This window comes from Enterobacter cloacae complex sp. SYL003 (genome assembly GCF_049236925.1).
Classification (GTDB): Bacteria; Pseudomonadota; Gammaproteobacteria; order Enterobacterales; family Enterobacteriaceae; genus Enterobacter; species Enterobacter intestinihominis.
Window position 1 is genome coordinate 231,593 of record NZ_JBMKJK010000008.1, and the last position, 22,461, is coordinate 254,053.

The 22,461-nt window shown below is 55.9% G+C and carries 20 protein-coding genes; 11 read left to right on the forward strand and 9 right to left on the reverse strand.

Going from position 1 to position 22,461, the window contains the following annotated elements:
• Nucleotides 1-22: 22 nt before the first annotated feature.
• From ACOT1A_RS12900 to zupT, 5 genes are all read right to left on the reverse strand, one after another.
• Nucleotides 23-1,084, reverse strand: a complete 1,062-nt coding sequence (locus ACOT1A_RS12900) for a type 1 fimbrial protein (protein ID WP_276170042.1) — start codon at nucleotides 1,082-1,084, stop codon at nucleotides 23-25.
• Nucleotides 1,068-1,829: a fimbrial biogenesis chaperone gene (locus ACOT1A_RS12905; RefSeq protein ID WP_023306972.1), complete on the reverse strand. Its 762-nt coding sequence runs from the start codon at nucleotides 1,827-1,829 to the stop codon at nucleotides 1,068-1,070. The genes ACOT1A_RS12900 and ACOT1A_RS12905 overlap by 17 nt, the downstream gene beginning before the upstream one ends.
• Before the next feature lie 9 nt (nucleotides 1,830-1,838).
• Nucleotides 1,839-4,283: a fimbria/pilus outer membrane usher protein gene (locus tag ACOT1A_RS12910; RefSeq protein ID WP_063200024.1), complete on the reverse strand. Its 2,445-nt coding sequence runs from the start codon at nucleotides 4,281-4,283 to the stop codon at nucleotides 1,839-1,841.
• Between the two features lie 76 nt (nucleotides 4,284-4,359).
• Nucleotides 4,360-4,920, reverse strand: a complete 561-nt coding sequence (locus ACOT1A_RS12915) for a fimbrial protein (protein WP_022649431.1) — start codon at nucleotides 4,918-4,920, stop codon at nucleotides 4,360-4,362.
• 266 nt (nucleotides 4,921-5,186) lie between these two features.
• Nucleotides 5,187-5,960: a zinc transporter ZupT gene (gene zupT / locus ACOT1A_RS12920; protein ID WP_022649430.1), complete on the reverse strand. Its 774-nt coding sequence runs from the start codon at nucleotides 5,958-5,960 to the stop codon at nucleotides 5,187-5,189.
• Nucleotides 5,961-6,090: 130 nt separating this feature from the next.
• Here zupT and ygiD point away from each other — a divergent pair, with 130 nt between their 5' ends.
• Complete coding sequence (gene ygiD, locus ACOT1A_RS12925; protein ID WP_045307992.1) at nucleotides 6,091-6,879, forward strand: 4,5-DOPA dioxygenase extradiol; 789 nt, start codon at nucleotides 6,091-6,093, stop codon at nucleotides 6,877-6,879.
• A gap of 81 nt (nucleotides 6,880-6,960) precedes the next feature.
• Here the strand turns inward: ygiD and ACOT1A_RS12930 are convergent, their stop codons facing one another.
• The 3 genes from ACOT1A_RS12930 to tolC all read right to left on the reverse strand — a co-directional run bounded on the left by ACOT1A_RS12930 (nucleotide 6,961) and on the right by tolC (nucleotide 10,458).
• Nucleotides 6,961-8,121, reverse strand: a complete 1,161-nt coding sequence (locus ACOT1A_RS12930) for a glutathionylspermidine synthase family protein (protein ID WP_022649428.1) — start codon at nucleotides 8,119-8,121, stop codon at nucleotides 6,961-6,963.
• A gap of 2 nt (nucleotides 8,122-8,123) precedes the next feature.
• Entirely contained in the window at nucleotides 8,124-8,789 is a 666-nt protein-coding gene (locus tag ACOT1A_RS12935) for a DUF1190 family protein (protein WP_276170043.1), read from the reverse strand.
• Between the two features lie 190 nt (nucleotides 8,790-8,979).
• Complete coding sequence (gene tolC, locus ACOT1A_RS12940; RefSeq protein ID WP_023306968.1) at nucleotides 8,980-10,458, reverse strand: outer membrane channel protein TolC; 1,479 nt, start codon at nucleotides 10,456-10,458, stop codon at nucleotides 8,980-8,982.
• A gap of 203 nt (nucleotides 10,459-10,661) precedes the next feature.
• Here tolC and nudF point away from each other — a divergent pair, with 203 nt between their 5' ends.
• From nudF to parE, 5 genes are read left to right on the forward strand one after another with little or no spacing between them, the layout of a single operon-like run.
• Nucleotides 10,662-11,294: an ADP-ribose diphosphatase gene (gene nudF, locus ACOT1A_RS12945; RefSeq protein ID WP_022649425.1), complete on the forward strand. Its 633-nt coding sequence runs from the start codon at nucleotides 10,662-10,664 to the stop codon at nucleotides 11,292-11,294.
• Nucleotides 11,291-11,713 (forward strand): DUF1249 family protein, encoded by a 423-nt coding sequence (locus ACOT1A_RS12950; RefSeq protein WP_003862516.1) that lies wholly within the window; start codon nucleotides 11,291-11,293, stop codon nucleotides 11,711-11,713. The genes nudF and ACOT1A_RS12950 overlap by 4 nt, the downstream gene beginning before the upstream one ends.
• A gap of 27 nt (nucleotides 11,714-11,740) precedes the next feature.
• Nucleotides 11,741-12,568: a 3',5'-cyclic-AMP phosphodiesterase gene (gene cpdA / locus ACOT1A_RS12955; protein WP_023298619.1), complete on the forward strand. Its 828-nt coding sequence runs from the start codon at nucleotides 11,741-11,743 to the stop codon at nucleotides 12,566-12,568.
• The gene (gene yqiA, locus ACOT1A_RS12960; RefSeq protein ID WP_022649423.1) at nucleotides 12,568-13,149 is read left to right on the forward strand and encodes an esterase YqiA; all 582 of its coding nucleotides are present in this window, start codon (nucleotides 12,568-12,570) and stop codon (nucleotides 13,147-13,149) included. Before cpdA ends, yqiA begins: the two co-directional genes overlap by 1 nt.
• 28 nt (nucleotides 13,150-13,177) lie before the next feature.
• On the forward strand, nucleotides 13,178-15,070 hold the full coding sequence (gene parE / locus ACOT1A_RS12965; protein WP_023306966.1) for a DNA topoisomerase IV subunit B: 1,893 nt from the start codon (nucleotides 13,178-13,180) through the stop codon (nucleotides 15,068-15,070).
• Nucleotides 15,071-15,196: 126 nt separating this feature from the next.
• On the opposite strand, the gene ACOT1A_RS12970 is transcribed toward parE, so the two are convergent.
• Nucleotides 15,197-17,326, reverse strand: coding sequence for a TonB-dependent siderophore receptor (locus ACOT1A_RS12970; protein WP_058646829.1), 2,130 nt, complete (start codon nucleotides 17,324-17,326; stop codon nucleotides 15,197-15,199).
• A gap of 384 nt (nucleotides 17,327-17,710) precedes the next feature.
• Between ACOT1A_RS12970 and ACOT1A_RS12975 the strand changes: the two genes are divergently transcribed.
• From ACOT1A_RS12975 to ACOT1A_RS12995, 5 genes are read left to right on the forward strand one after another with little or no spacing between them, the layout of a single operon-like run.
• On the forward strand, nucleotides 17,711-18,523 hold the full coding sequence (locus tag ACOT1A_RS12975; RefSeq protein WP_058646828.1) for an ABC transporter ATP-binding protein: 813 nt from the start codon (nucleotides 17,711-17,713) through the stop codon (nucleotides 18,521-18,523).
• Nucleotides 18,520-19,503, forward strand: a complete 984-nt coding sequence (locus ACOT1A_RS12980; RefSeq protein ID WP_058646827.1) for a FecCD family ABC transporter permease — start codon at nucleotides 18,520-18,522, stop codon at nucleotides 19,501-19,503. The genes ACOT1A_RS12975 and ACOT1A_RS12980 overlap by 4 nt, the downstream gene beginning before the upstream one ends.
• A complete protein-coding gene (locus tag ACOT1A_RS12985) occupies nucleotides 19,500-20,540 on the forward strand; it encodes a FecCD family ABC transporter permease (RefSeq protein ID WP_058646826.1) in 1,041 nt (346 codons plus the stop codon). The genes ACOT1A_RS12980 and ACOT1A_RS12985 overlap by 4 nt, the downstream gene beginning before the upstream one ends.
• A gap of 9 nt (nucleotides 20,541-20,549) precedes the next feature.
• A complete protein-coding gene (locus ACOT1A_RS12990) occupies nucleotides 20,550-21,500 on the forward strand; it encodes an iron-siderophore ABC transporter substrate-binding protein (RefSeq protein WP_023306962.1) in 951 nt (316 codons plus the stop codon).
• A complete protein-coding gene (locus tag ACOT1A_RS12995; RefSeq protein ID WP_015571883.1) occupies nucleotides 21,497-22,372 on the forward strand; it encodes a MurR/RpiR family transcriptional regulator in 876 nt (291 codons plus the stop codon). The genes ACOT1A_RS12990 and ACOT1A_RS12995 overlap by 4 nt, the downstream gene beginning before the upstream one ends.
• The last annotated feature ends 89 nt before the right edge of the window (nucleotides 22,373-22,461 follow it).

The following is a 22,461-nucleotide window of genomic DNA, read 5'->3' on the forward strand; positions in this document are numbered from 1 at the left end:
GGGAAACCCGGCTTTTTTGTTTCTAGTGGTAGTTAATTTTGAACAGTACCACGGTTTCAAACGGCCCGGACTGAATCGCTTTTCCTTCATCCCGCGAAAGTTCAGCCGTGTAGTTTTGCTCAAGATTCATCATATCGCCCGTAAAATCGGCGTATTCCTTGTACTGGTTGAATGTGTAAGGCTCCGTTCCGTTAAGAATACGCAGCTTTAACCCATTCCCTATCAGTACCGCGGTGTCGTCTGCGCTGAGCGTTTCGGTTGTGTAAAATGACGAGTCCATCTTAAATCCGTCCGAGCACTGGGCATCCTGCACTTTGGTGGTTCGTATTGAAAACATGCGAATACGCTTCTGCTGATTCACAATGTCGCGCGCACTGAAAGTGCCGAAGTCGATCTCCTGATTCTCAGGGTAAATGCTAAACGTCGCCCCGCAATCAAGGACCGTAATGTTTTGCAGCCCGTTGATGTGATACTTCAGGTTCTTCGCGTCGGCCATCTGATTAACGCCGCCCTTACCGTCAAATTGCACAACGATGTAATCGCTGAGCGAACTGACATAGCCATGCGGCGGCACAGCCTTTATTCTCACGAAAAGTCGTAATCGGGCGACGAATGTGCGCGAAATATGGATATCATCCGGATTACCAGAGCAAATGCGATTCTCCCAACCCATCTGGCGGATTTGAGCAGGGGTGTAAATAGTGATGTTATTGTTGTCCAGACACTGGCGGGTATCCACGCCGTTGGGCTGACCTGTAGCATCGTAATCTATACCTTCATAGGTGACGCCCAGCTCATAATAGGGATCAGTTGCGGTAGGATAAGGATTTACCCAGGCAAAGACATCTTCCGGCTTAAAATTGCTCGAGACGTTGTTGTCACACGTCACCGGAATCCTAATGTCATCAGACTCCCATATTTTTTGGCCAATTTGGGCGTTGCTGGGTATGGCAAAGGGGGAGATCGTTTTTGTCTCCTCGACGGAACCGCCAGAGCCACCCAGATAACAGTTAAGCGCCATCGCATCTTCCAAAGGTAGCGCTGAAAGCAGCAATGTAAGCAGGACACTAGCGAGCTTTCGCATCTTTATCGATTTTCCGTTCGGTAAGTTTACATTGCGCCGTTCCGGTGCACTGCACGTCGACTTTTTTCAGGGCACCGTAATCGTCGATATAGCCGATGCTGTAATAACTACCGTGGTAATCGCCGGTAGACGCGGTTGCCGTGGCGAAAGGCGCAATCATCAGACTGTCAAAACCCGGCAGCATGGTTTTAGCATTTTTGCTCAGCCACGCCAGCGTGATGTAGTACGGCGTAGGGTTGTGGACCGTGAGCCCATCCGCGTTGGCGGAAATTTCCATTCGCATTTCAGTCAGTTCGCCGGATTTTTTGCTAATCGCTTCTGGACGCCAGAACAGCTTAATTCGGCTCTGCATTGCTACCTGCATCACGCTGCGCTCCTCGCTGGCGCTGGTGTTTTTTGGCGGTACTTCACGCAGGTTGAAATAAAACAGCGATTCCCTGTCTCCTGGCAGCTGGCGAGTAGTGGCTTGTTTAACAATCCTTATCTGCGACGAGGTGCCCGCTTCGATACGTTGAATGGGGGGAAGCGCCATAAAGTGCGTATCTTCTTTTTGTCCCTTTTCATCTTCAATCCAGGAGAGCGCCAGATAAGGCAGCACCTTGCTCTGATTGTCCACTTTCAGGCTGCTGGCCTTGTCGCTTTCTGGAAAAACAATGCGCGTGCGGTCCAGATTAATGGCTGCGTGGGTAGCAAATGCTGTGCTGGTTAGCATCAGGCACAGGCTTTTAAACGGCGTTAATTTCATGATGATTTCTTACTGACACGGCAGTATCAACTGCATACTGTTTTCTAAGTGAGAAGGTAACGAGAAGCGACACTGTTGGTTGTCGCCCCATGTCACGCGAAACTGCTGTTCTGGCTCAACGGCGGCCAGCCAGACGCGGCCTTCATCGGCCACCATCCCAACCTGCAAATTGCTTGCTTCCAGGCGAACAATCGCCCCGAGAGGTGGCGCTCCTGATGACATTCGCAGAACGCCTGTCACGTCCTTACCTGCGCGCGTGGCAATCTGACGATAACCAATGGCTCCCTCAGTCCAGGTTGAGGTCACGACGCGGTTGTCTACGTCCACGCCATCAGGGAGGTTGTTCAGATTGACCTGCACGCTGGAGGGGGAATAGCTGGAGAATGACGGTAAAACGCCGATGCCAAAACGGTTGGTCTCATCTCGCGACATGTTCAGCGGGATATTGCCTACCCCGTCGGTGCTGACCATCACACGAGGTTCATTACCGTAGCTTCGCCGGTGCAGCGCGGCGCCTTTCGCCGTTGAGGTGAAGGAACCACTCCAGCTCGCGCTGAGGGAGTTATATTCGTCAGCTTTATAGCTGCCTGAGAGATTGAGATCGCCGTACGTAGAATAATGCTGATAATTCCCGCTGACCTGCGCGCCGGAATCTGGCTTTCCGCTCTCCGCGCCTGCGGAAACGCCCCAGGTATTATTGCGATCCGACGTGTCATACCACGACACGTTATGACTCAGCGTGTCGCTGTTACGCAGGTCATAGTTAAGACGATGATCGGGATCGAGCGGTACGCTGAGCGAGAGATAGAACTGAGTATCGTCACTTTCGTCTTCCTCATCGTAATGCGTTTTACTCCAGGACAGGGTTACGCCGAGGTTCTTCCAGCGGCCCATATCAAAGTTGTAGCCCGCCGTGATGCTGCCGGTCGTGGAAGGTGAATCATTCCACCATGTCTGACGCAGCATGTTGACGTACAGGTTCAGGGATAACGCTGAAATGTACTGGCTTGCCGTCATGCTCAGGGTTTGTTTCTCCGACTGGCGGTCACCGTCGTCATAATCAAGGTAGCGGGCGTAGCTCAAAAACTGGGGGTCTGAGTAGCGGTAGCTGGCAAGCGTAAGCTGACTGCCGGTGGTATCGAAACGCTTGCTGTAGTTAATGCGATAGCTGTAACCCGTCTGACTGCGCTGGTGTGGCAGCTGGCTGGTGGCCTGCGTGACGTCAAAAGAGAGCGCCCCCAGCCAGTCCATATTCTGGCCGATCCCGGCAGCGACGGAACGATAACCGTCGCCATCAGTCAGCGTGCCGCCATACAGGGAGGTGTGTGACAGCATGCCCCAGGAAAATTCGCCGCTCATGAAGGCGTTATCTTCAACGTCATGGGAGGCACCCTGGCGCACTTTACCCGCCGCGAACTTGTAGCGAACCTGACCCTTGCGCGTTAAAAACGGCACGGACTCGGCAGAGACCTGGAAGGTGCTGACGCGGCCGTCCTCTTCCGTGACTTTGACGTCCAGCGTGCCCTGAACCGACTGGTTAAGATCCTGAATAACAAACGGGCCTGGTGGCACTTTACTTTGGTAAATCACGCGATCGGCAAGGCTTACGGTCACCGTGGCGTTGGTTTGCGCTATCCCGGTAATCTGCGGAGCATAGCCGCGCAGCGACCATGGCAGCATACGTTCTTCGCTGATTAGCGATGCGCCGGTATAGGTAAAGGCGTCAAAAATTGCGGACTGGAAATCCGTTTCACCCAGCGTCAGTTTCGCTCCGATTGAGGGCAGAGGGCGGAACATATATACGCGTGAAAAACGGCCATCCTGCTCTGAGCCTGCTTCAGTATCGCTTCGCGTGTACTGGTAATCGCTTCGCAGGCGCCACGCGCCCATGTTCGCACCGACGGTGCCATAGGTATTGGCGTTGTTATTGCTGCTGCCGCTATTGGGCTGATAATGGCTGGCAAAAAGATTGTAATCCAGCAGTACGCCCGGCACGCCGTTGTCCCAGGTGGATGGCGGCATCCAGTCCACCGCACGGTATTGCAGCCACGCCTGGGGGATCGTCACATTCAGGGATTGGCTATCTTGCTCAAACGTAAATCTGATGTCTGGTCTGGCGGCGAAATCAACGCATCCCTCTTTTTCTGGCAAAGCGTGACGAACCTCATCCTGTAACGCAAATGTATCGGCCAGTTCGGGAGGAATACACACTTGAACTGCATTATTTATTTCTCTCCAGCGAAGGAGCCAGCCATTTGCCAGCGGAATATCATTAACTGAAACGGTAACGAAATAGCTTCCCGGCGTAACCGATATTTGATCTTTAAAACGTGATAAATCGACGCTGCCGCGCTGATCTTTATCGATGGCGTTTATATTAAATTCAGTGGCAGAGGTAAGTCTCGTCATTAACAGGGATGCAATGATGATTATCCATTGTAATTTGTATGTCATCATCCTGTTACTCGAATATATAAAGGATGCCGACCGGCATGAATTACCAGTCGGCTAATACTGTTACGTAACAGAATTATTTGTACAACAGGACGTAGTTAGCCGTGGCTTCAACCTGGCCTGCCGTCGCAGTTTTACCCGTGGGGACTTCCATAACCGCTTTGAAATGCAGCGTCTGGGTGGTTGATCCTGCCAGCAACTCAACCTCGTTGGATTCTCCCAGCGTGATAGCAGCCTCCGCATTATCCAGCAGACGTACACCCACGTTCTGCGCACCACTTGCATAGGTGTTACTCATCAGGCTGGTGTCTGTCGCGTCTGTCGCTGCGCTGGTGAAGGTCACATCCACTTTGGTAATTGGCGTGTCGGTTTCGTCTGCCGGATCGTCAAGCTGGCAGTTTTCCAGATTAATATCGACCGGAACCGGCGTGGATTTTTTGTTGGCGTTGATAACGGCCGTAGTCACTTCACCCAGATCGACTTCTTTATCAACGCTGTCTGGTGCGATGCTGCACGGTGCGTCAATAACAACACCTTTGAATTTGATTTTGCCAGAGCCTTGATCTTCAGCAAAAGCAGAACCCGACACAATGCCAGCCATAGCCGCTGCTAACAGTAATTTCTTACCCATATACATGGAAATATCCTTTTTCAGAGTGATTCATAATGTGAATATTAATTTCAGAATACTTGCAAAGTATACGGATTGGGGTGGGAATACGCGATTAACGTGACTTAAATATATTTGTAGGTGCTTTTAATTAATATTTTCAGGCTATCTTAAGAGACGCCTTTTTTTGAAATTCTAATGGGTTTATATTTGGTGGGTTATTATAGGGTAAATATATAGGATTGTTATTTTGAATAGTATAATGCCTCCGTATGAAACGGAGGCATTAATTCTTAACCAATACCTGCCGTTTGTAGCAGAACCAGACTCATCCCCATCACTGACATTCCACACAGCACGCCGTAGCTTGGGTTATTGTTGGGATCGATCTCTTTTGCCAGCGGCATCAGCTCATCGACAGAGAGCGCGACCATAATTCCGGCCACGGCAGCCATAATTGCAGCCATTACAACCGGGGATACGAGGCTACCGAGGATCAGCCACGCCAGCACGCCGCCGAGAATTTCAGCCATCCCGGAGATACCCGCCCAAAAGACAGCTGTACGTTTTGAACCCGTGGCGGCATAAACGGGCCCGGCAACGGCAAGTCCTTCAGGAATATTGTGCAAAGCAACGGCCAGCGCGACACCAAAACCCATTTCCAGGTTGCTGCTGGCCGTGACATAGGTGGCGATACCTTCCGGAAAGTTATGCAGGCTGATACCCAGCGTCAGCAGAATGGCCGTGCGTTTGATATTGCCAGGGATGGGGGCAACGCTTTTTTGCATTAGATCCTGCGGGTGCGCGTGAGGAAGGATACGGTCGAGTGCAAAATAACCCAGCAGGCCAATGATAAACATGCCATAGCCCAGAACAGGCGACATCCCTTCGGCGTGAAGCGCGGCGGGCAGCATCTCCATCAGCGAGATAAGCAGCATAATCCCGGCGGCGAAACCCAGCGAGAAGGCCAGCAGGCGATTAGAGGGTTTTTGACCGAGTACCCCAAGGAACGCACCGATAAAGGTCGCGGCGCCCGCAAGTAAGGTCAAAATCAAAGGTACTGACATGCATTCTCCTTAAGCGATATCTGGCATTCAAATTTCCTGATGATGATCTTCACGGTTATCTACGTTCATCTTCACCTGAATGCGCGTAATGTAGGCCCATCACTTTGTCACTTCCTCTAAGGATATCACCATGTCTCCTTCTCGTATGCCAGCACTGTTTTTAGGCCATGGCAGCCCCATGAACGTTCTGGAAGATAACGTCTATACCCGCGCCTGGTGTCAACTGGGTAAGACGTTACCGCGTCCGAAGGCAATTGTGGTGGTCTCTGCGCACTGGTTTACCCGGGGTACCGGCGTGACGGCCATGGAAGCGCCAAAAACGATCCATGATTTTGGCGGTTTTCCGCAGGCGCTGTACGATACGCATTATCCGGCCCCCGGTTCGCCTGAGCTGGCGCAAACGCTGGTGGATTTGCTGGCACCTTTCCCGGTCACCCTGGATAAAGAGGCCTGGGGCTTTGACCATGGCTCGTGGGGCGTGCTGATTAAGATGTATCCTGATGCGGATATCCCGATGGTGCAACTGAGTATCGACAGCACCAAACCGGCTGCCTGGCATATGGAGATAGGGCGTAAGCTGGCTTCGCTTCGTGATGAGGGCATCATGCTGATTGCCAGTGGCAACGTGGTACACAATCTGCGTACGGTACGCTGGCACGGTGAAAATACGCCGTACCCTTGGGCAACAGCCTTTAATGACTATGTAAAAGACAACCTGACCTGGCAAGGGCCGGTCGAACGGCACCCTTTGGTGAACTATCTGGATCACGACGGCGGTTCGCTCTCTAACCCGACGCCGGAACACTTCTTGCCATTGCTGTATGTATTAGGCGCATGGGACGGTCAGGAGGTTATTACAACACCGGTCGACGGTATTGAGATGGGGAGCTTGAGTATGCTGTCGGTGCAGGTGGGGTAAAACATGCCCGGTGGCGCTGCGCTTACCGGGCCTACGCTCGACATGTAGGCCGGGTAAGGCGAAGCCGCCACCCGGCAAGTCTTATTCAATAAAAATATGCGGGTAGAAACGCGAAAGATCCTGCGTAATCAGCGCGCGATCTTCGCGAATACCAATCCCGGCAGGCTGATCGTTAATAAGCCAGCTGCCGATCAGCGTATAGCTGTCGCCAAACTTCGGCAGTTGATAAAACGCCTGGACGATCATCCCTTCCTCACCGTACGGCCCTTCAACCGCTTCCAGCGTTTTACCGTTTTCGATAATCGAGACGTTCGCGCCTTCACGGGAGAAGATTGGCTTAACGACGTATTTCTCCATCGGCGGGAAATCATCTTCGGCAAAGTAAGCAGGCAGCAGGTTCGGGTGGTTCGGGAACATCTCCCACAGCATTGGCAGCAGGGCTTTATTGGAGATAATGCTCTTCCAGGCTGGTTCCAGCCAGCGCACACCGGCGTCTTCCAGCTTGGTAGAAAACATTTCGCGCAGCATGTATTCCCACGGGTAGAGCTTGAACAGGTTGCTGATCACCTGATCCTGCGTGTCCGTAAACTGACCTTTTTCACCTAAACCGATCTCTTCGATATAGAGGAATTCCGTCGCCACTTCCGCTTCGGCTGCGCAGTCCTGCAAATACTGAACCGTACCGCGATCTTCTTCGGTATCGCGGCAGCAGGCGAGGTGCAACAGGTTGAAACCGTGCTGTTCTCGCAGTTCGGCGAAACGCTCAATTAGTTTTTCCTGAAGGCTGTTGAACTGGTCGCTGCCTTCCGGCAAGTTTCCGGCATTCGCCTGATCTTCCAGCCAGATCCACTGGAAGAACGCGGCTTCGTACAGGGAGGTTGGCGTATCTGCGTTGTTTTCTAAAAGCTTCGGTTCACCCACGCCATCCCATGCCAAATCGAGGCGAGAGTAGAGAGAAGGCTGGTTCGTTTTCCAGGACTGACGAACAAAGCTCCAGGTGTGCTTCGGAATGCGGAATTTTGTCATCAGCTCATCGCTGTCGATGACTTTCTCTACCACCTTCAGGCACATCTGGTGCAGTTCTGCGGTCACCTCTTCAAGCTTTTCGACCTGCGCGAGCGTGAGCTTATAGTAAGCGTCTTCACACCAGTACGGCTCGCCGTACATGGTGTGAAAGTTGAAACCGTATTCGGTGGCTTTTTCGCGCCAGTCCGGGCGCTCGACAATACTGACTCGTTCCATGATCAGCCGCCCATTGAGCGAGTCGAAGAGCCGGTCGCACTACGCTGCATGGTGGTTTGTTTCGCCACAGACTCACCGAAGCCGCCACGGGTAATGGTGCTGGTAGTGGCTGGTTTCGGTGCCATCGCGGTTTTCGGTACGGTCATCGTACTGCCAGGCGTTGCCGCACCGTAACCCTTGCCGGTGGCATCGGTGTATTTACCGTACGCCGGGCTGTTTGGGTTTTTAGAACTAAACAGCGGTTGCTGCTGGTAGCCCGCGCCGCCGCTCATCAGACGGCCCATCATATAACCCGCCATCAGAGGCATCCAGAAGCTACCGCTGGACTGTGCCTGCGCCTGGTTTTCCGGCGCCGTACCTGCCTGAGCAGGAGCCTGCTGGCACTGGCCTTCGCCGAATTCGGCTACACAGTCTTCGCGTGAGGCATATTTCGGCGCGGTACGTTCTGCCTCTTTCAGGGCGTTGTTATAGGCCGTCGTACACTCGGCGGCTTTACCGGTTGCGCTCGCACAATCGTCAGCGTTTTGATAGAGCGACACCGTTTCGTCGCTTTGCTCACAGCCTGCCAGCATAAAGACGGCGGTGACCGCCAGCGCGACAGGTGTCAGGTGGCGTGCGTTCCAGCTTTTGCGGAACGACGCGTGATTCATCGTTTTTGTCCGTTTCATATTTGTCTTCCAGGACCCAAGGGTATTAACGCTCAGGATAGAGGATGAGTGGTTGAAAATGAAGCGAAGAGGGGCGAAATCCGGGGGATCTTTACGTTGGCTTACGTTTGGGGGGGATTAATGTGCTCCCTCTCCCACAGGGAGAGGGCTGGGGTGAGGGCATCAGGCCGCATTGGGCCTGATGACACACTTAGTTGCGGAACGGATTCGTGCCGCTGCTCGCAGGTGAGGTGCTACGCGCTGCCGCTGGCTGTGCAGCCGGGGCGCTGCCGTTAGCGTTGAAGTTATCAACCGCGGCATCCTGCTCTGGATTTTCCGGCGCCACGCTGTCAGGCGACGTGGATACCGGTTTACCCAGCGTACTGTTCAGCATTTGCAGATCCTGCTCGTTCAGCGTACCCAGCGCCTGCTTGATGTTCAGCTGGTTAATCAGGTACTGGTAACGTGCGCTGGAGAGCTGCTGTTTCGCGTTATACAGCGTGGTCGTTGCGTCTAACACGTCAACGATGGTACGCGTACCGACGGAGTAGCCTGCTTCCATCGCGTCCAGAGAGCTTTGCGCAGAGACAACGGCCTGTTTGTAAGCGTTGATGCTACTGATAGAGGCATTGACGTTGTTAAAGGAAGAACGCACGGTCTGCACCACGTTACGGTGCGCGCTTTCCAGCTGCTCGCTGGCGCCCACAAAGTTGTACTGCGCCTGTTTCACCTGAGAGTTAACCATCCCGCCCTGGTACAGCGGCAGAGAGAAGCTGAGGCCCACTTTGTTCTGGCCAACGTTGCTGTCGTCATAGGCCTGAGACGTCGTTTTAGACCCGCTGTAGCTGGTATCCGATACGCCGGTAGAGGCGCTCAGGCTCAGGGTTGGCAGGTGACCATCCTGTGCAAGGCGGATCTGCTCGCGTGCCAGATCCTGGCTCAGGCGCGCCTGCAATAAGGTCAGGTTACGGTTTTCCGCTTCTTTCAGCAGAGCATTAACCGCCTGTGGTTTGTCCGTTTTGAAACTGTCCACGTTCAGAGAGGCCAGCTCAGGATAGTAGTTACCGGTGACCTGACGCAGTGCTTCCAGTGCGTTGTCGAGGTTGTTACGTGCGGTCACTTCGTTAGCCAGTACGGTATCGTACTGTGAACGGGCGTTCTGCACGTCCGTGATCGCGACCAGGCCTACGTTAAAACGCTGGGTGGTTTGATCTAACTGGCGGTAAATCGCCTGTTTCTGCGCTTCGGTATAGGAGAGCGCGTCAATCGCGCTCAGTACCTGGAAATAGGCGGTCGCGGTATTCAGGATCAGCGTCTGCTGATCGGTCTGATAGGTGACATCCTGAATGCCTGCGCTCTTTTCCTGCAAACTCAGTTCACGCCATTTGGACATGTCGAACAGGGTCTGTGTAAGCTGTAAAGAGGCGCTGGTGGCATTCGAGTCGATGCCATTGTTATCGCGAAAACCGTTAGTGTAGGTATAATCTGCACCTAAGCCTAACTGCGGCAGCAGTGGACTACGTGCTTCGTTAATCTTTTCAAACGCAGCATCACGATCGGCCGCTGATTTACGTAAATCAGGGTTGCCCAGACGTGCCTGCTGGTAGACCTGTAACAGGTTCTCTGCCTGGCTCATTGCACTGAAGCCCGTCAGGCTCAGGCCGATAAGGATGGGGAGCAATTTCTTCATTTGCATTCCTTGTTGTGAAGCAGTATTAGCGCTGATCTAATTAAAAATAATTGCCGATTCTAACAGAATCATCCACACCAAAAGGTTGGCGTAACGTGCCATCTGGCGGTAATTTGCTCCAATCTACCATATAGCCATACAAACGGCAGCCAAACAGCCTTGAAATTCACAATTTCATCACCATTGCTACCAGGACTCGACCGATGCAAAAACCAGAAAACGTGCCTGTCACCTTCGCCAAAAACGATGTAGAAATTATTGCACGAGAAACGCTTTATAGCGGTTTTTTTTCAATGGAACTTTACCGTTTCAGGCATCGCCTGTTTAACGGTGAAATGAGCGGTGAAATCAAACGCGAAATTTTTGAGCGCGGGCATGCGGCAGTCTTGCTACCCTTTGACCCAGTGCGTGATGAAGTCGTGCTGGTCGAGCAGGTCCGTATTGCGGCGTATGATACCAGCGAAACGCCGTGGTTGCTGGAGATGGTGGCCGGGATGATCGAGGAGGGTGAGTCGGTCGAAGACGTCGCTCGCCGTGAGGCGCTGGAAGAGGCAGGCCTGGCGATCGGTCGGACGAAACCGGTGTTGAGCTACCTGGCAAGTCCGGGGGGAACAACGGAACGCTCATCTATTATGGTGGGCGAAGTGGACGCCACGACAGCGAAAGGGATCCACGGTCTGGCAGATGAAAACGAAGATATTCGGGTTCATGTGGTGAGTCGGGAGCAGGCTTACCAATGGGTAGAAGAGGGTTTAATCGACAACGCAGCGTCTGTCATCGCCTTGCAATGGCTGCAACTGCATCATCAGAATTTACGAAACGAGTGGAAAAAATGAAGCGCTATACACCTGACTTCCCAGAAATGATGCGCCTGTGCGAAACCAATTTCGCCCAGCTGCGCCGCCTGCTGCCGCGAAACGACGCGCCCGGCGAAACGGTAAGCTATCAGGTGAGCAACGCGCAGTATCGGTTAACGATAACAGAATCAACGCGCTACACTACGCTGGTGGAGATTGAGCAAACGGCGCCGAGCATCAGCTACTGGAGCCTGCCGTCGATGACGGTACGTCTTTATCATGATGCGATGGTCGCTGAAGTGTGTTCAAGCCAGCAGATCTTTCGCTTCAAAGCGCGGTATGATTATCCGAATAAAAAGTTGCATCAACGCGACGAAAAGCATCAAATTAACCAGTTTTTAGCCGACTGGCTAAGATATTGTTTAGCACATGGAGCAATGGCGATTCCGGTTTGTTAGCGTCATAAACCTACCTAAGGACACCATTTGGAAAGCCTGTTGAACCTGACTGTTGCTGGTGGGGCGCCAGTCAGGATATTACAAATCACCGACACCCACCTTTTTGCCGAAAAGCATGAGACGCTTCTGGGCGTGAACACCTGGGAGAGTTATCAGGCGGTTCTTGACGCGATCCATGCTGAAAAGCGGCCATGCGATCTGATCGTCGCGACAGGCGATCTGGCGCAGGATCAATCCTCCGCAGCCTATCAGCATTTCGCCGAAGGAATTGCGAGCTTTAGTGTGCCTTGCGTCTGGCTACCGGGCAATCACGATTTTCAGCCCGCCATGTACAGTTCGCTTCAGGAGGCGGGGATTTCGCCGGCAAAATGTGTCTTTACGGGGGACCAGTGGCAAATTCTGCTCCTCGACAGTCAGGTGTTTGGCGTTCCGCACGGTGAGTTGAGCGACTATCAGCTTGACTGGCTGGAGACAAAACTGGCCGCCGAACCGAATCGTAATACGCTGCTGTTACTGCATCATCATCCGCTGCCGGCGGGCTGTAGCTGGCTTGATCAGCACAGCTTACGCAACTCTGCGGCGCTGGATAGCGTGCTGGCGAAATTCCCGCGCGTGAAAAATTTGCTGTGTGGGCACATTCACCAGGAACAGGATCTCGACTGGAACGGTCGCCGCCTGCTCGCGACGCCGTCCACCTGCGTGCAGTTCAAGCCCCATTGCGCTAACTTCACGCTGGACACCATCGCACCGGGCTGGCGCTGGCTGGACCTGCATGCCGACGGCTCGCTGACCACCGAAGTGTGCCGTCTGGCTGGCGCGCAGTTCCGCCCGGATACCGCTTCAGAAGGCTATTGATGTCGACGCTCCTCTATCTGCACGGGTTCAACAGTTCTCCGCGTTCCGCAAAGGCGACGCAGTTTCGCCAGTGGCTGAGCGAACATCATCCGCACGTGGAGATGATTATTCCGCAGCTGCCCCCTTATCCGGCGGACGCGGCAGAAATGCTGGAATCGATTGTGCTTGAACACGGCGGCGAATCGTTTGGCGTTGTCGGCTCGTCCCTCGGCGGCTACTACGCCACCTGGCTGTCGCAATGCTTTATGGTGCCCGCTGTCGTCGTTAACCCGGCGGTCCGGCCATTTGAGCTGTTAAGGGACTTTCTTGGCGAAAACGAGAACCCCTACACCGGCCAACAATATGTGCTAGAGTCACGCCATATTTACGATCTCAAAGTTATGCAGGTCGACCCGCTTGAAGCGCCCGATCTTATCTGGCTGCTGCAACAGACGGGAGATGAAGTGCTGGATTACCGCCAGGCAGTGGCGTATTACGCATCCTGCCGCCAGACTGTAGAAGAGGGCGGAAACCATGCTTTCACGGGCTTTGAAGATCATTTCACCCAGATTGTCGATTTTCTTGGACTGCACAGCCACTGACAATCAATGCGAATTGCTAGCTTAAATCATGACGCAAACCTATAACGCTGATGCCATTGAGGTACTCACCGGGCTTGAGCCGGTTCGCCGCCGCCCGGGGATGTACACCGATACGACGCGCCCAAACCACCTGGGCCAGGAAGTAATTGATAACAGTGTGGACGAAGCGCTGGCAGGTCATGCCAAACGCGTGGACGTTATCCTGCACGCCGATCAGTCGCTGGAAGTCATCGACGATGGCCGCGGCATGCCGGTGGATATTCACCCGGAAGAGGGGGTTCCTGCCGTTGAGCTGATCCTCTGCCGTCTGCATGCGGGCGGTAAGTTCTCCAACAAAAACTACCAGTTCTCTGGCGGCTTGCACGGCGTGGGGATCTCTGTGGTTAACGCCCTGTCAAAGCGCGTGGAAGTGAACGTCCGTCGCGACGGCCAGGTGTATAACATCGCGTTTGAAAACGGCGAAAAAGTGCAGGATTTGCAGGTCGTCGGGACGTGCGGTAAACGCAACACCGGCACCAGCGTCCATTTCTGGCCTGACGAAAGCTTCTTCGACAGCCCACGCTTTTCTGTTTCCCGCCTGACGCACCTGCTGAAAGCCAAAGCGGTGCTGTGCCCAGGCGTAGAAATCACCTTTAAAGATCACGTTAACAACACCGAACAGAGCTGGCGCTACGAAAAGGGTCTGAACGATTACCTGTGCGAAGCGGTTAACGGCCTGCCGACCCTGCCGGAAAAACCGTTCGTCGGGAATTTCGAAGGTGATACCGAGGCGGTGGACTGGGCGCTGCTGTGGCTACCTGAAGGCGGTGAGCTGCTGACGGAAAGCTACGTCAACCTGATCCCAACGCTGCTCGGTGGGACCCACGTCAACGGCCTGCGTCAGGGGCTGCTGGATGCGATGCGCGAGTTCTGCGAATACCGCAACATTCTGCCGCGCGGCGTGAAGCTTTCCGCAGAAGATATCTGGGACCGCTGCGCCTACGTGCTTTCCGTGAAAATGCAGGATCCGCAGTTTGCCGGTCAGACTAAAGAGCGCCTGTCGTCACGCCAGTGTGCGGCGTTTGTTTCCGGCGTGGTGAAAGATGCGTTTACCCTGTGGCTGAACCAGAACGTTCAGGCCGCAGAAATGCTGGCTGAAATGGCGATCTCCAGCGCCCAGCGTCGTCTGCGCGCGGCGAAGAAAGTGGTGCGTAAAAAACTGACCAGCGGCCCCGCGCTGCCGGGCAAGCTGGCGGATTGTACCGCGCAGGATCTCAACCGCACCGAGCTTTTCCTGGTGGAAGGGGACTCGGCGGGCGGATCGGCCAAGCAGGCGCGCGATCGTGAGTATCAGGCGATCATGCCGCTCAAGGGTAAGATCCTGAATACCTGGGAAGTCTCGTCTGATGAAGTGCTGGCCTCGCAGGAAGTACACGACATCTCGGTGGCGATCGGCATCGATCCGGACAGCGACGATCTGAGCCAGCTGCGCTACGGCAAGATCTGCATTCTCGCGGATGCGGACTCCGATGGTCTGCACATCGCCACGCTGCTGTGCGCGCTGTTCGTGAAGCACTTCCGCACGCTGGTGAAAAACGGTCACGTCCACGTGGCGCTGCCGCCGCTGTACCGTATCGACCTTGGCAAAGAAGTCTACTATGCGCTGACGGAAGAAGAGAAAGCGGGCGTGCTGGAACAGCTGAAGCGCAAGAAGGGCAAACCGAACGTGCAGCGCTTTAAAGGGCTGGGCGAGATGAACCCGATGCAGCTTCGCGAAACGACGTTGGATCCGAACACGCGCCGTCTGGTGCAGCTGACGATCAGCGACGAAGACGAACAGCAAACCAACGCCATGATGGATATGCTCCTTGCCAAGAAACGTTCGGAAGACCGACGTAACTGGCTGCAGGAGAAAGGCGATATGGCGGATATTGAGGCCTGATGCTGAAAAAGCCCTGCGATGCAGGGCTTTTTTTTGCCCGGTGGCGCTGCGCTTACCGGGCCTACGATCGATCCCCTCGCCCCTCTGGGGAGAGGGTTAGGGTGAGGGGAACGCCTCGCTCTGACGTCAAAACTCCATCTTCACCGTAAACTGCACTTCACGCGGGTCGCCAATCTGGTTGCCCAGGTTGTTGGTCGCAATCGACGACGTGTAGTAGGTCTTATCAAACAGATTCTTCACGTTCACCTGTAGCGTCACCGGATATTGCAGCTTCATTTTGTACGCCGCAAATGCATCCGCCACGAAATAGCCCGGCAGATAATAATCCGCACCGTTAGTCGCTGAACGACGGCTCACGCCGTGCCCGCCGCCGCCAATTGTCAGCGTATTCCCGGCAAACGCATTGTGAATATCGTACGTCAGGAACAGGGAGCCGGTATGGCGCGGCACGTTCGGCAGCGGTTTGCCCGCGTAGTCCGGGTCTTCCAGCACCTTCGCATCGGTATAGCCGTAGCTGGCGATAATGTTGGTGTTCTCTGTCAGCGATCCGGCGAGATCCACTTCGACACCCTGCGAGCGCACGCGGCCCGCGGTTTTGGCGACGGTTTCATCACCGATGCTCTCGGTGTACAGCACGTTGCGCTTGTGGATATCAAACAGCGCGATGTTGGCGGTAATGCCGTCGAACAGGTCGAATTTAGCGCCTATTTCATACGCATTCGACGTTTCCGGCGGCAGGTCGCCGATGTAGCTCGCAATGGACGACTGCGGCATAAACGTCTGGGAATAGTTAGCAAACAGGGAGACTGCCGGCGTGAGCTTGTATACCAGGCCCAGCTTCGGCGTCCACTGGTCGTCGCGGCTGTCGGTGTTGACATTAAACGGACGGCCTTTGCCCGCGTACTGGGTGTAATACTGGTAGCGCAGTCCGGCAACGGCGATCCATTTATCGGTCAGGTACAGTGCGTCCTGCGCGTAAGCGGAGTAGCTCTCCTGCTTGATGGTTTGATCGCTGTCGGATGCCGAGACGGTGGTGCACTTGCCGAGGCTGCCGTAGCTCGGGTTGTAAATATTGAAATCCTTAACGTTCTTACAACGGATCATGTCCGTACGCAGCAGATCGTAATTCTCATACGACACGCCGGTCAGGATCTCATTGTAAAAGCCCGCGATGTCCACGTTCCCCTGCAAATCTGCCCGCGTTGTGTGCATACGCTGGGTCGAACCCTGGGTCGCATCCACGCGGCGGGTCAGGTTGCCGGTTTTTGAATCGTAGGCCATCACGCGAGCCTGGTTATCGCTGTACTTATCCTGGCTGTAGCTGTAGTCGAACTTCGCGGTCCACTGGCTGTTAAGGCGATACTCCGCGTTAAGCTGAGCGAGGTCGGACTGACCGTCGGTCACGTTAAATGGCTCATCAAAGCGGGTTTTGCGATCGACGTCGACGGCCTTTTTGGTGTTGAGATCGAAGATCGTTCCGCGATCGAACGGCGTTTTATAGTCGCGATGCGAATAGAGCACGGTCACGGTGGCATCATCGCCGAACCAGGTCAAAGACGGGGCGATAAAGGTGCTGCGTTCGGTGCCGTAATTACGCCAGTAATCCTCGTCCTGATACTCCCCCGTCAGGCGATAGGCCAGACGCGTACCTTCAATCGGACCGGTGACGTCAAACTGTCCGGTACCGCCGCCAAAGCTGGTTGATGTGGCAGAAATCGAGCCGCCGAAGGTTTTCTCCGGGCGTTTGGTCACTACGTTAATCAGGCCGCCGGGGTCGAGAATACCGTAAAGGGTCGAGGCCGGGCCTTTTAGCACCTCCACGCGCTCGGTTGCGGCATTGAAGCTGCGCGGCAGCACGGTGCGCAGGCCGTTGGTCATGATCGAGCCGTCGCGGTTTGCGCCGAAGCCACGGCGCACGAAAGCATCCTGCGTGCCGCCCAGGGTGTTGGTCTGCACCACGTTGCTGACGTTATACAGCGCCTCGTCGAGCGTGGTCGCGTTTTGGTCTTCCAGCACTTCATCGCTGACGGTATTGACCACCTGCGGGATGTCCAGCATCGGCATGTTGGTCAGCGTGGCGGTGGAGGTGTTCAGGGGCTGATAGCCGCTGGTGGCGTCGGTGGAAGCGTAAGGGTCGGCAGTGACGGTAAGCGTCTCACCGTCTTTTGCTGCTGCGTGCACCAGAGGCGCCATGAACAGGAGTGAAAAGAGCGCGCGCCCTTTTACCCCGGCGAATGAAGGTGTGAACTTAGCCATTACATCTGTTTTCCCAAAATATCCTGCGATGAAATGCTCGCGGAAGAATGTGTGAGTCATTGCCCTTACGGTCTGTCCGTTAGCCTCTACGGCATCGGACTTGTAATTGAGAATCATTCAAGCATGAGGGGGTGTAGTAGTAAATGGAATAAATAAAAATTTCGCTACAGAGGTTTCTCTCTGGCTAATACGCGTTGATTTCTTGTTTAAGACATTGAAAATAATTGATAAAAAAGAATTTTAATTTGTGCAGAGATGCTCAATTATCCCTGAGGTTTACAGGGTGTATCTTCGCTTGACTACTACATGGCGCGGCGGCAAACTCACAAAAGAGAATGAGTTTTATTTTTATTTGTTGGTTTTTTTTCTTACGTTGGCGTTCACGTGGCTCACTACATCAAAAAGCCGGGACTGGTTCTTGAGAACCTCTCCGCGGGTTACCAGAAAAAAATCATCGTTGATGATATCTCCCTTGCGATCCCCCAGCAGAAAATGACCGTTCTGGTGGGCGCAAACGGCTGCGGAAAATCGACGCTGTTAAGTACCCTCGCGCGGCTGCTTCAGCCGCTCGGCGGCAGCGCGGTGCTGGACGGCAAAGCCATCCACTCGCAGCCAACCAAAGCGGTCGCCCGCCAGCTCGGGATCCTGCCGCAGTCTCCGCTGCTTCCAGAAGGGTTAACCGTATTTGAGCTGGTCTCGCGCGGACGTTTCCCCTGGCAGAACGTGATGCGCCAGTGGAGCGAGGAAGACGAGCGGGCCGTGGAAGAGGCGTTACGCCTGACCGGAACGGCAGAGTTTGCCCATCATCTGGTTGAAAGCCTGTCCGGCGGCCAGCGCCAGCGCTGCTGGATCGCCATGGTACTGGCGCAGCAAACGCCCTATATCCTGCTGGATGAACCCACGACGTACCTCGATCTTCGCTACCAGGTGGAGATCCTCGAACTGCTGCACACGCTGACGCGCCGGCACGGGCGCACCGTGGTGGTGGTTCTGCACGATCTCAACTTCGCCGTGAACTTCGGTGATTCGCTGGTCTTTTTACGTCAGGGAAAGGTTGAGGGGGTACTTCATGAGGGCGATGCCTGCACGCCGGAGCTGATCAAAGCGGTGTTTGATGTCGACGTGCATATGTCGGTTAACCCGCTGACCGGCAAGCCGTTCTTTATGCCGTTCCGTCAGGCTGTCGACAAACCATGATGCGCACGTCTGTGGCCTTTATTCTGTTTACGCTGCTGCTTCTGGCAGGCGCGATTGCGCACCTGAGCATCGGGGGGCGCGTTATCGCCCCCCGGACGGTAGTAGACGCATTTTTCCACTTCGACCCGCGCAATTTTGAGCATAGCGTGATCGTCAGGCTGCGCTTGATGCGAATGTGCGCCGCCCTGGTGACGGGCGCGGCGCTCGGCGTCGCGGGCGTGCTGCTGCAGTCAGTGATCCGCAACCCGCTCGGCGAGCCGCATATCCTGGGGCTAAATGCAGGGGCGGCGCTGGCGGTGGTGCTGACGAGTGCCCTCGGGCTGTCGCTGCCGTTTGGCCGCCCTCTGATAGCCGCAGCCGGCGCCGCCGCGCTCTTTTTGCTGGTGCTAACGTTCTCCTCATCCGGGCGTACCGGTCTCACGCCGATGAAGGTCACGCTATGCGGCGTGGCGATGTCGGCATTTGCCTCATCGATAACCGCCACGGTGTTGATTCTGGATGAACAGACGCTGCTGGCCATGCGGACCTGGCTTGCGGGGGATGTGGCGGGAGTCATCGGCGAGACGACCGCTAGCGCCGCGGGGGCCGCTGCCGTGGGTTTTGCGCTGGCGCTCTGGCTGTCGCCGTCGCTGAACATGCTGGCGCTGGGGGACAGAATGGCGCAGGGGCTTGGCGTGTCGCTGCTGAAAACGCGCCTGCTCGCGCTGCTGGCCATCGCCCTGCTGTGCGGCGCGGCGGTTTCAGTTGCCGGACCGATCGGGTTTATCGGACTCGTTGTGCCGCAGCTGATTCGCCGTCTGGTATCGGTGGACCTGCGCGTGATGGTGCCGCTCTCAGCCCTCTGCGGGGCGCTGGTTCTGCTGATGGCGGATATCGCCGCCCGCACGCTGTTTACGCCGTATGAGCTGGCAACCGGCGTGATGACTGCGCTGGTCGGCGCGCCGGTCTTTATCCTTATGGCGTCAAGGATGTTCAAATGAACCGGGCTGGATTGAGGGCAGTACGATTTTCCTCCTTCTCGGCGCTGGTTCGCCCGAGGGCGCTGCTGTATCTGACCGTTTTAACCCTTGCCGTTTTACTGCTGCTAAGTTTTGGCCTGACGCACGGCTCGCTGCCCATTCCTGCTTCCGCCATCGGACGTGCGCTGTTTTATCCTGAACGTCTGACGGCGGATGCGCATTACATTGTGATGGATATCCGCCTGCCGCGCCTGCTGATGGCGGTGCTGTGCGGCGCGATGCTCGGCATGGCGGGGGCGGCCATGCAGTCCATTACCCGCAACGGCCTTGCTGACCCCGGACTTATCGGCGTGAAAGAGGGCTGTAGCGCGGCGGTGCTGCTGCTGATTTTTCAGTTTCCGGGATTGGGGCCGTACTGGCGTCCACTTATCGGCATGGCCGGTGGGCTGCTGACCGCGCTGCTGGTAGTGGCGCTGGCGCGTGATATCTCGCGCCCGCGATTCATCCTGATCGGCATCGGCGTGTCATGGGCGTTTGCCGCCGCGATGGGGGTCTTTATGACGACCGCCGACGTGCGCGACGTCCAGACGGCGATGCTGTGGCTGGCGGGGAGTCTGCATGCGGCAAGCTGGACGCTGGTCAGCATCGCTGCTGCCTGGACAGTGCCGGCGTTTGCGCTGCTGCTCTTTACCGCGCGCGCCGCAGACGTAGCCTTGCTCGGCAACCACACTGCGACGGGGCTGGGCGTGCGGACTTCACACCTCGCGCTGCTGCGCGTGTTTGCCCCCGTGGTGCTCACCGCGGCCTGCGTCTCCTGCGTGGGGAGTATCGGCTTTGTCGGGCTGATTGCCCCGCACATGGCGCGCCTGCTGCTGCGCGGAGGGCAAACGGCACTGCTGACGGGAAGTGCCGTACTGGGCGCGCTGCTGGTGCTGCTGGCGGATAACGTCGGGCGGCTGGCTTTTCTCCCGTTGCAGCTGCCGGCGGGAATTGTCATTTCACTGATTGGCGGACCGTTTTTCCTGCTGCTGCTCTGGCAGCGTCGGGATCGATTTTAGGGGATAGAAATGCGCGTATTTTTTGCAATGCTGGTGCTGGTGGGTTTTGCTGCAGGAGCCGCAGAGCCAACGCAGACGTTTACTGACGACCTGAACCGCAAAGTGGTGGTGCCGGTTAACCCGAAGCGGATTGTGTCCCTGCACGACCTGGATATCACCATTCCGCTGATCGAGCTTGGCGTACCGCCGGTTGCCAGCCATGGCCGTACCCGACCGGACGGCAGCCATTTTCTGCGCTCCAGCGGCATGCTGACGGGCATCGATTTTGATAATTCCGACATCACATTCATCGGCACCGCCGATATCGATATTGAAGCCATCGCCGCGGCGAAGCCGGATCTTATCATCACCGAGCCGACCCGCAACACGCCGGTCGAACAGCTGGAAAAAATTGCCCCGACGGTGAGTATCGATCACCTCGACGGCGGCGCGCCGGAGATCTACCGCAAGCTGGCGCAGCTTACCGGGACAGAGGCGCGGCTGAAAATTCTGGAGCGTCGCTATCAGGAGCAGATCGAGGCGCTAAAGGCGACCATCGATACGAGCAAACTGACCGTCTCGGTGATTCAGGCCAATCAGGGCAAAATCAACGCCATGCACAGCTACCACTCGCTTGGGCGCGTGCTGCGCGACGCAGGGTTCAGGTTCCCGCCGCTGATTGAGAGCATCCCGGAGGGCGGGCGCATCGACGTCAGCGCCGAGCGTCTGCCGGAGCTGGATGCTGATTTTGTCTTTGCAACCTGGCGCGGGGACACCGGCGGAAAACCGCAGGACGAGCTGGCGGCGATGGATGCGGTGATGCCGGGCTGGTGTCAGTTTCTCAACGCCTGCCGAACCGGGCATTACGTGCTCATCTCCCGCGAGGAAGCGATCTCAAATTCATTTGCCTCGCTGGGGCTGATGGCCGCGCAGGTGCAGTCGCAGATAGCGGGCCGTCCGCTGCCGGAGGCCGCACGATGATCCGAAAAATTGATGTCTACGGCGACCGCCTCCGCTCGCGGGCGCACCAGCTGACGCCGCGCCTGCTGCAGGTGGCGAGCTATATCAATGAAAATCGTGAAGCGGTTATGGAGCAGACGGCAATGGAGATTGCCGCTGTGCTACACACCTCGGACGCCACCGTGGTGCGTGCCATTCAGGCGCTTGGGTTTGGCGGGCTGCGGGATCTCAAGCAGACCCTGGAGCAGTGGTTTGGCCCGGTGGTCACCTCCAGCGAGAAGATGTCCACGACGGTAAACACGCTTACCAGCGACGTCGACGCGAGCATCGATTTTGTGCTGGAAGGCCATCAACACACCTGCGCGGTGTTGTCCGAACCGGGCAACCGCTACGCGATGGCGCAGGCGGTGTCGCTGCTGGCGCAGGCGAGACAGGTCGCTATTTTTGGCATTGGCGCATCCGGCATTCTGGCTGAGTACACCTCGCGACTGTTTAGCCGTATAGGCCTGCCTGCGATCCCGCTCAACCGCACCGGTATTGGCCTCGCCGAACAGCTGATTGCCCTACAGCGCGGTGACGTGCTGGTAATGATGGCGCAAAAATCCGCGCACCGGGAGGGACAGACCACGCTGCGCGAAGCGAAGCGCCTGGGTATTCCCACCATTTTGCTGACCAACGCCACGGACTCGCGCTTTAGCAAAGAGGCAAGCGTAGTGATCCACGTCCCGCGCGGCGGCGAGAAGGGCAAAATCCCGCTGCACGGCACGGTGCTGCTGTGCCTGGAGATGATTATTCTGTCCGTCGCCTCCACCGAGCCGCAGCGCACCATCAAGTCGATGAAGCGCATCAACGAGTTACACCGCGGATTAAAGCCGGGCAAGAAGAGCGGTTGATTTTCCCCCTCTCCCCGTGGGCTGAGGGATCCCCAGTAATTTTTTTATGCAGAAGCAATAAAGTTGCTTTCTAAATGACTGAGGGCTGT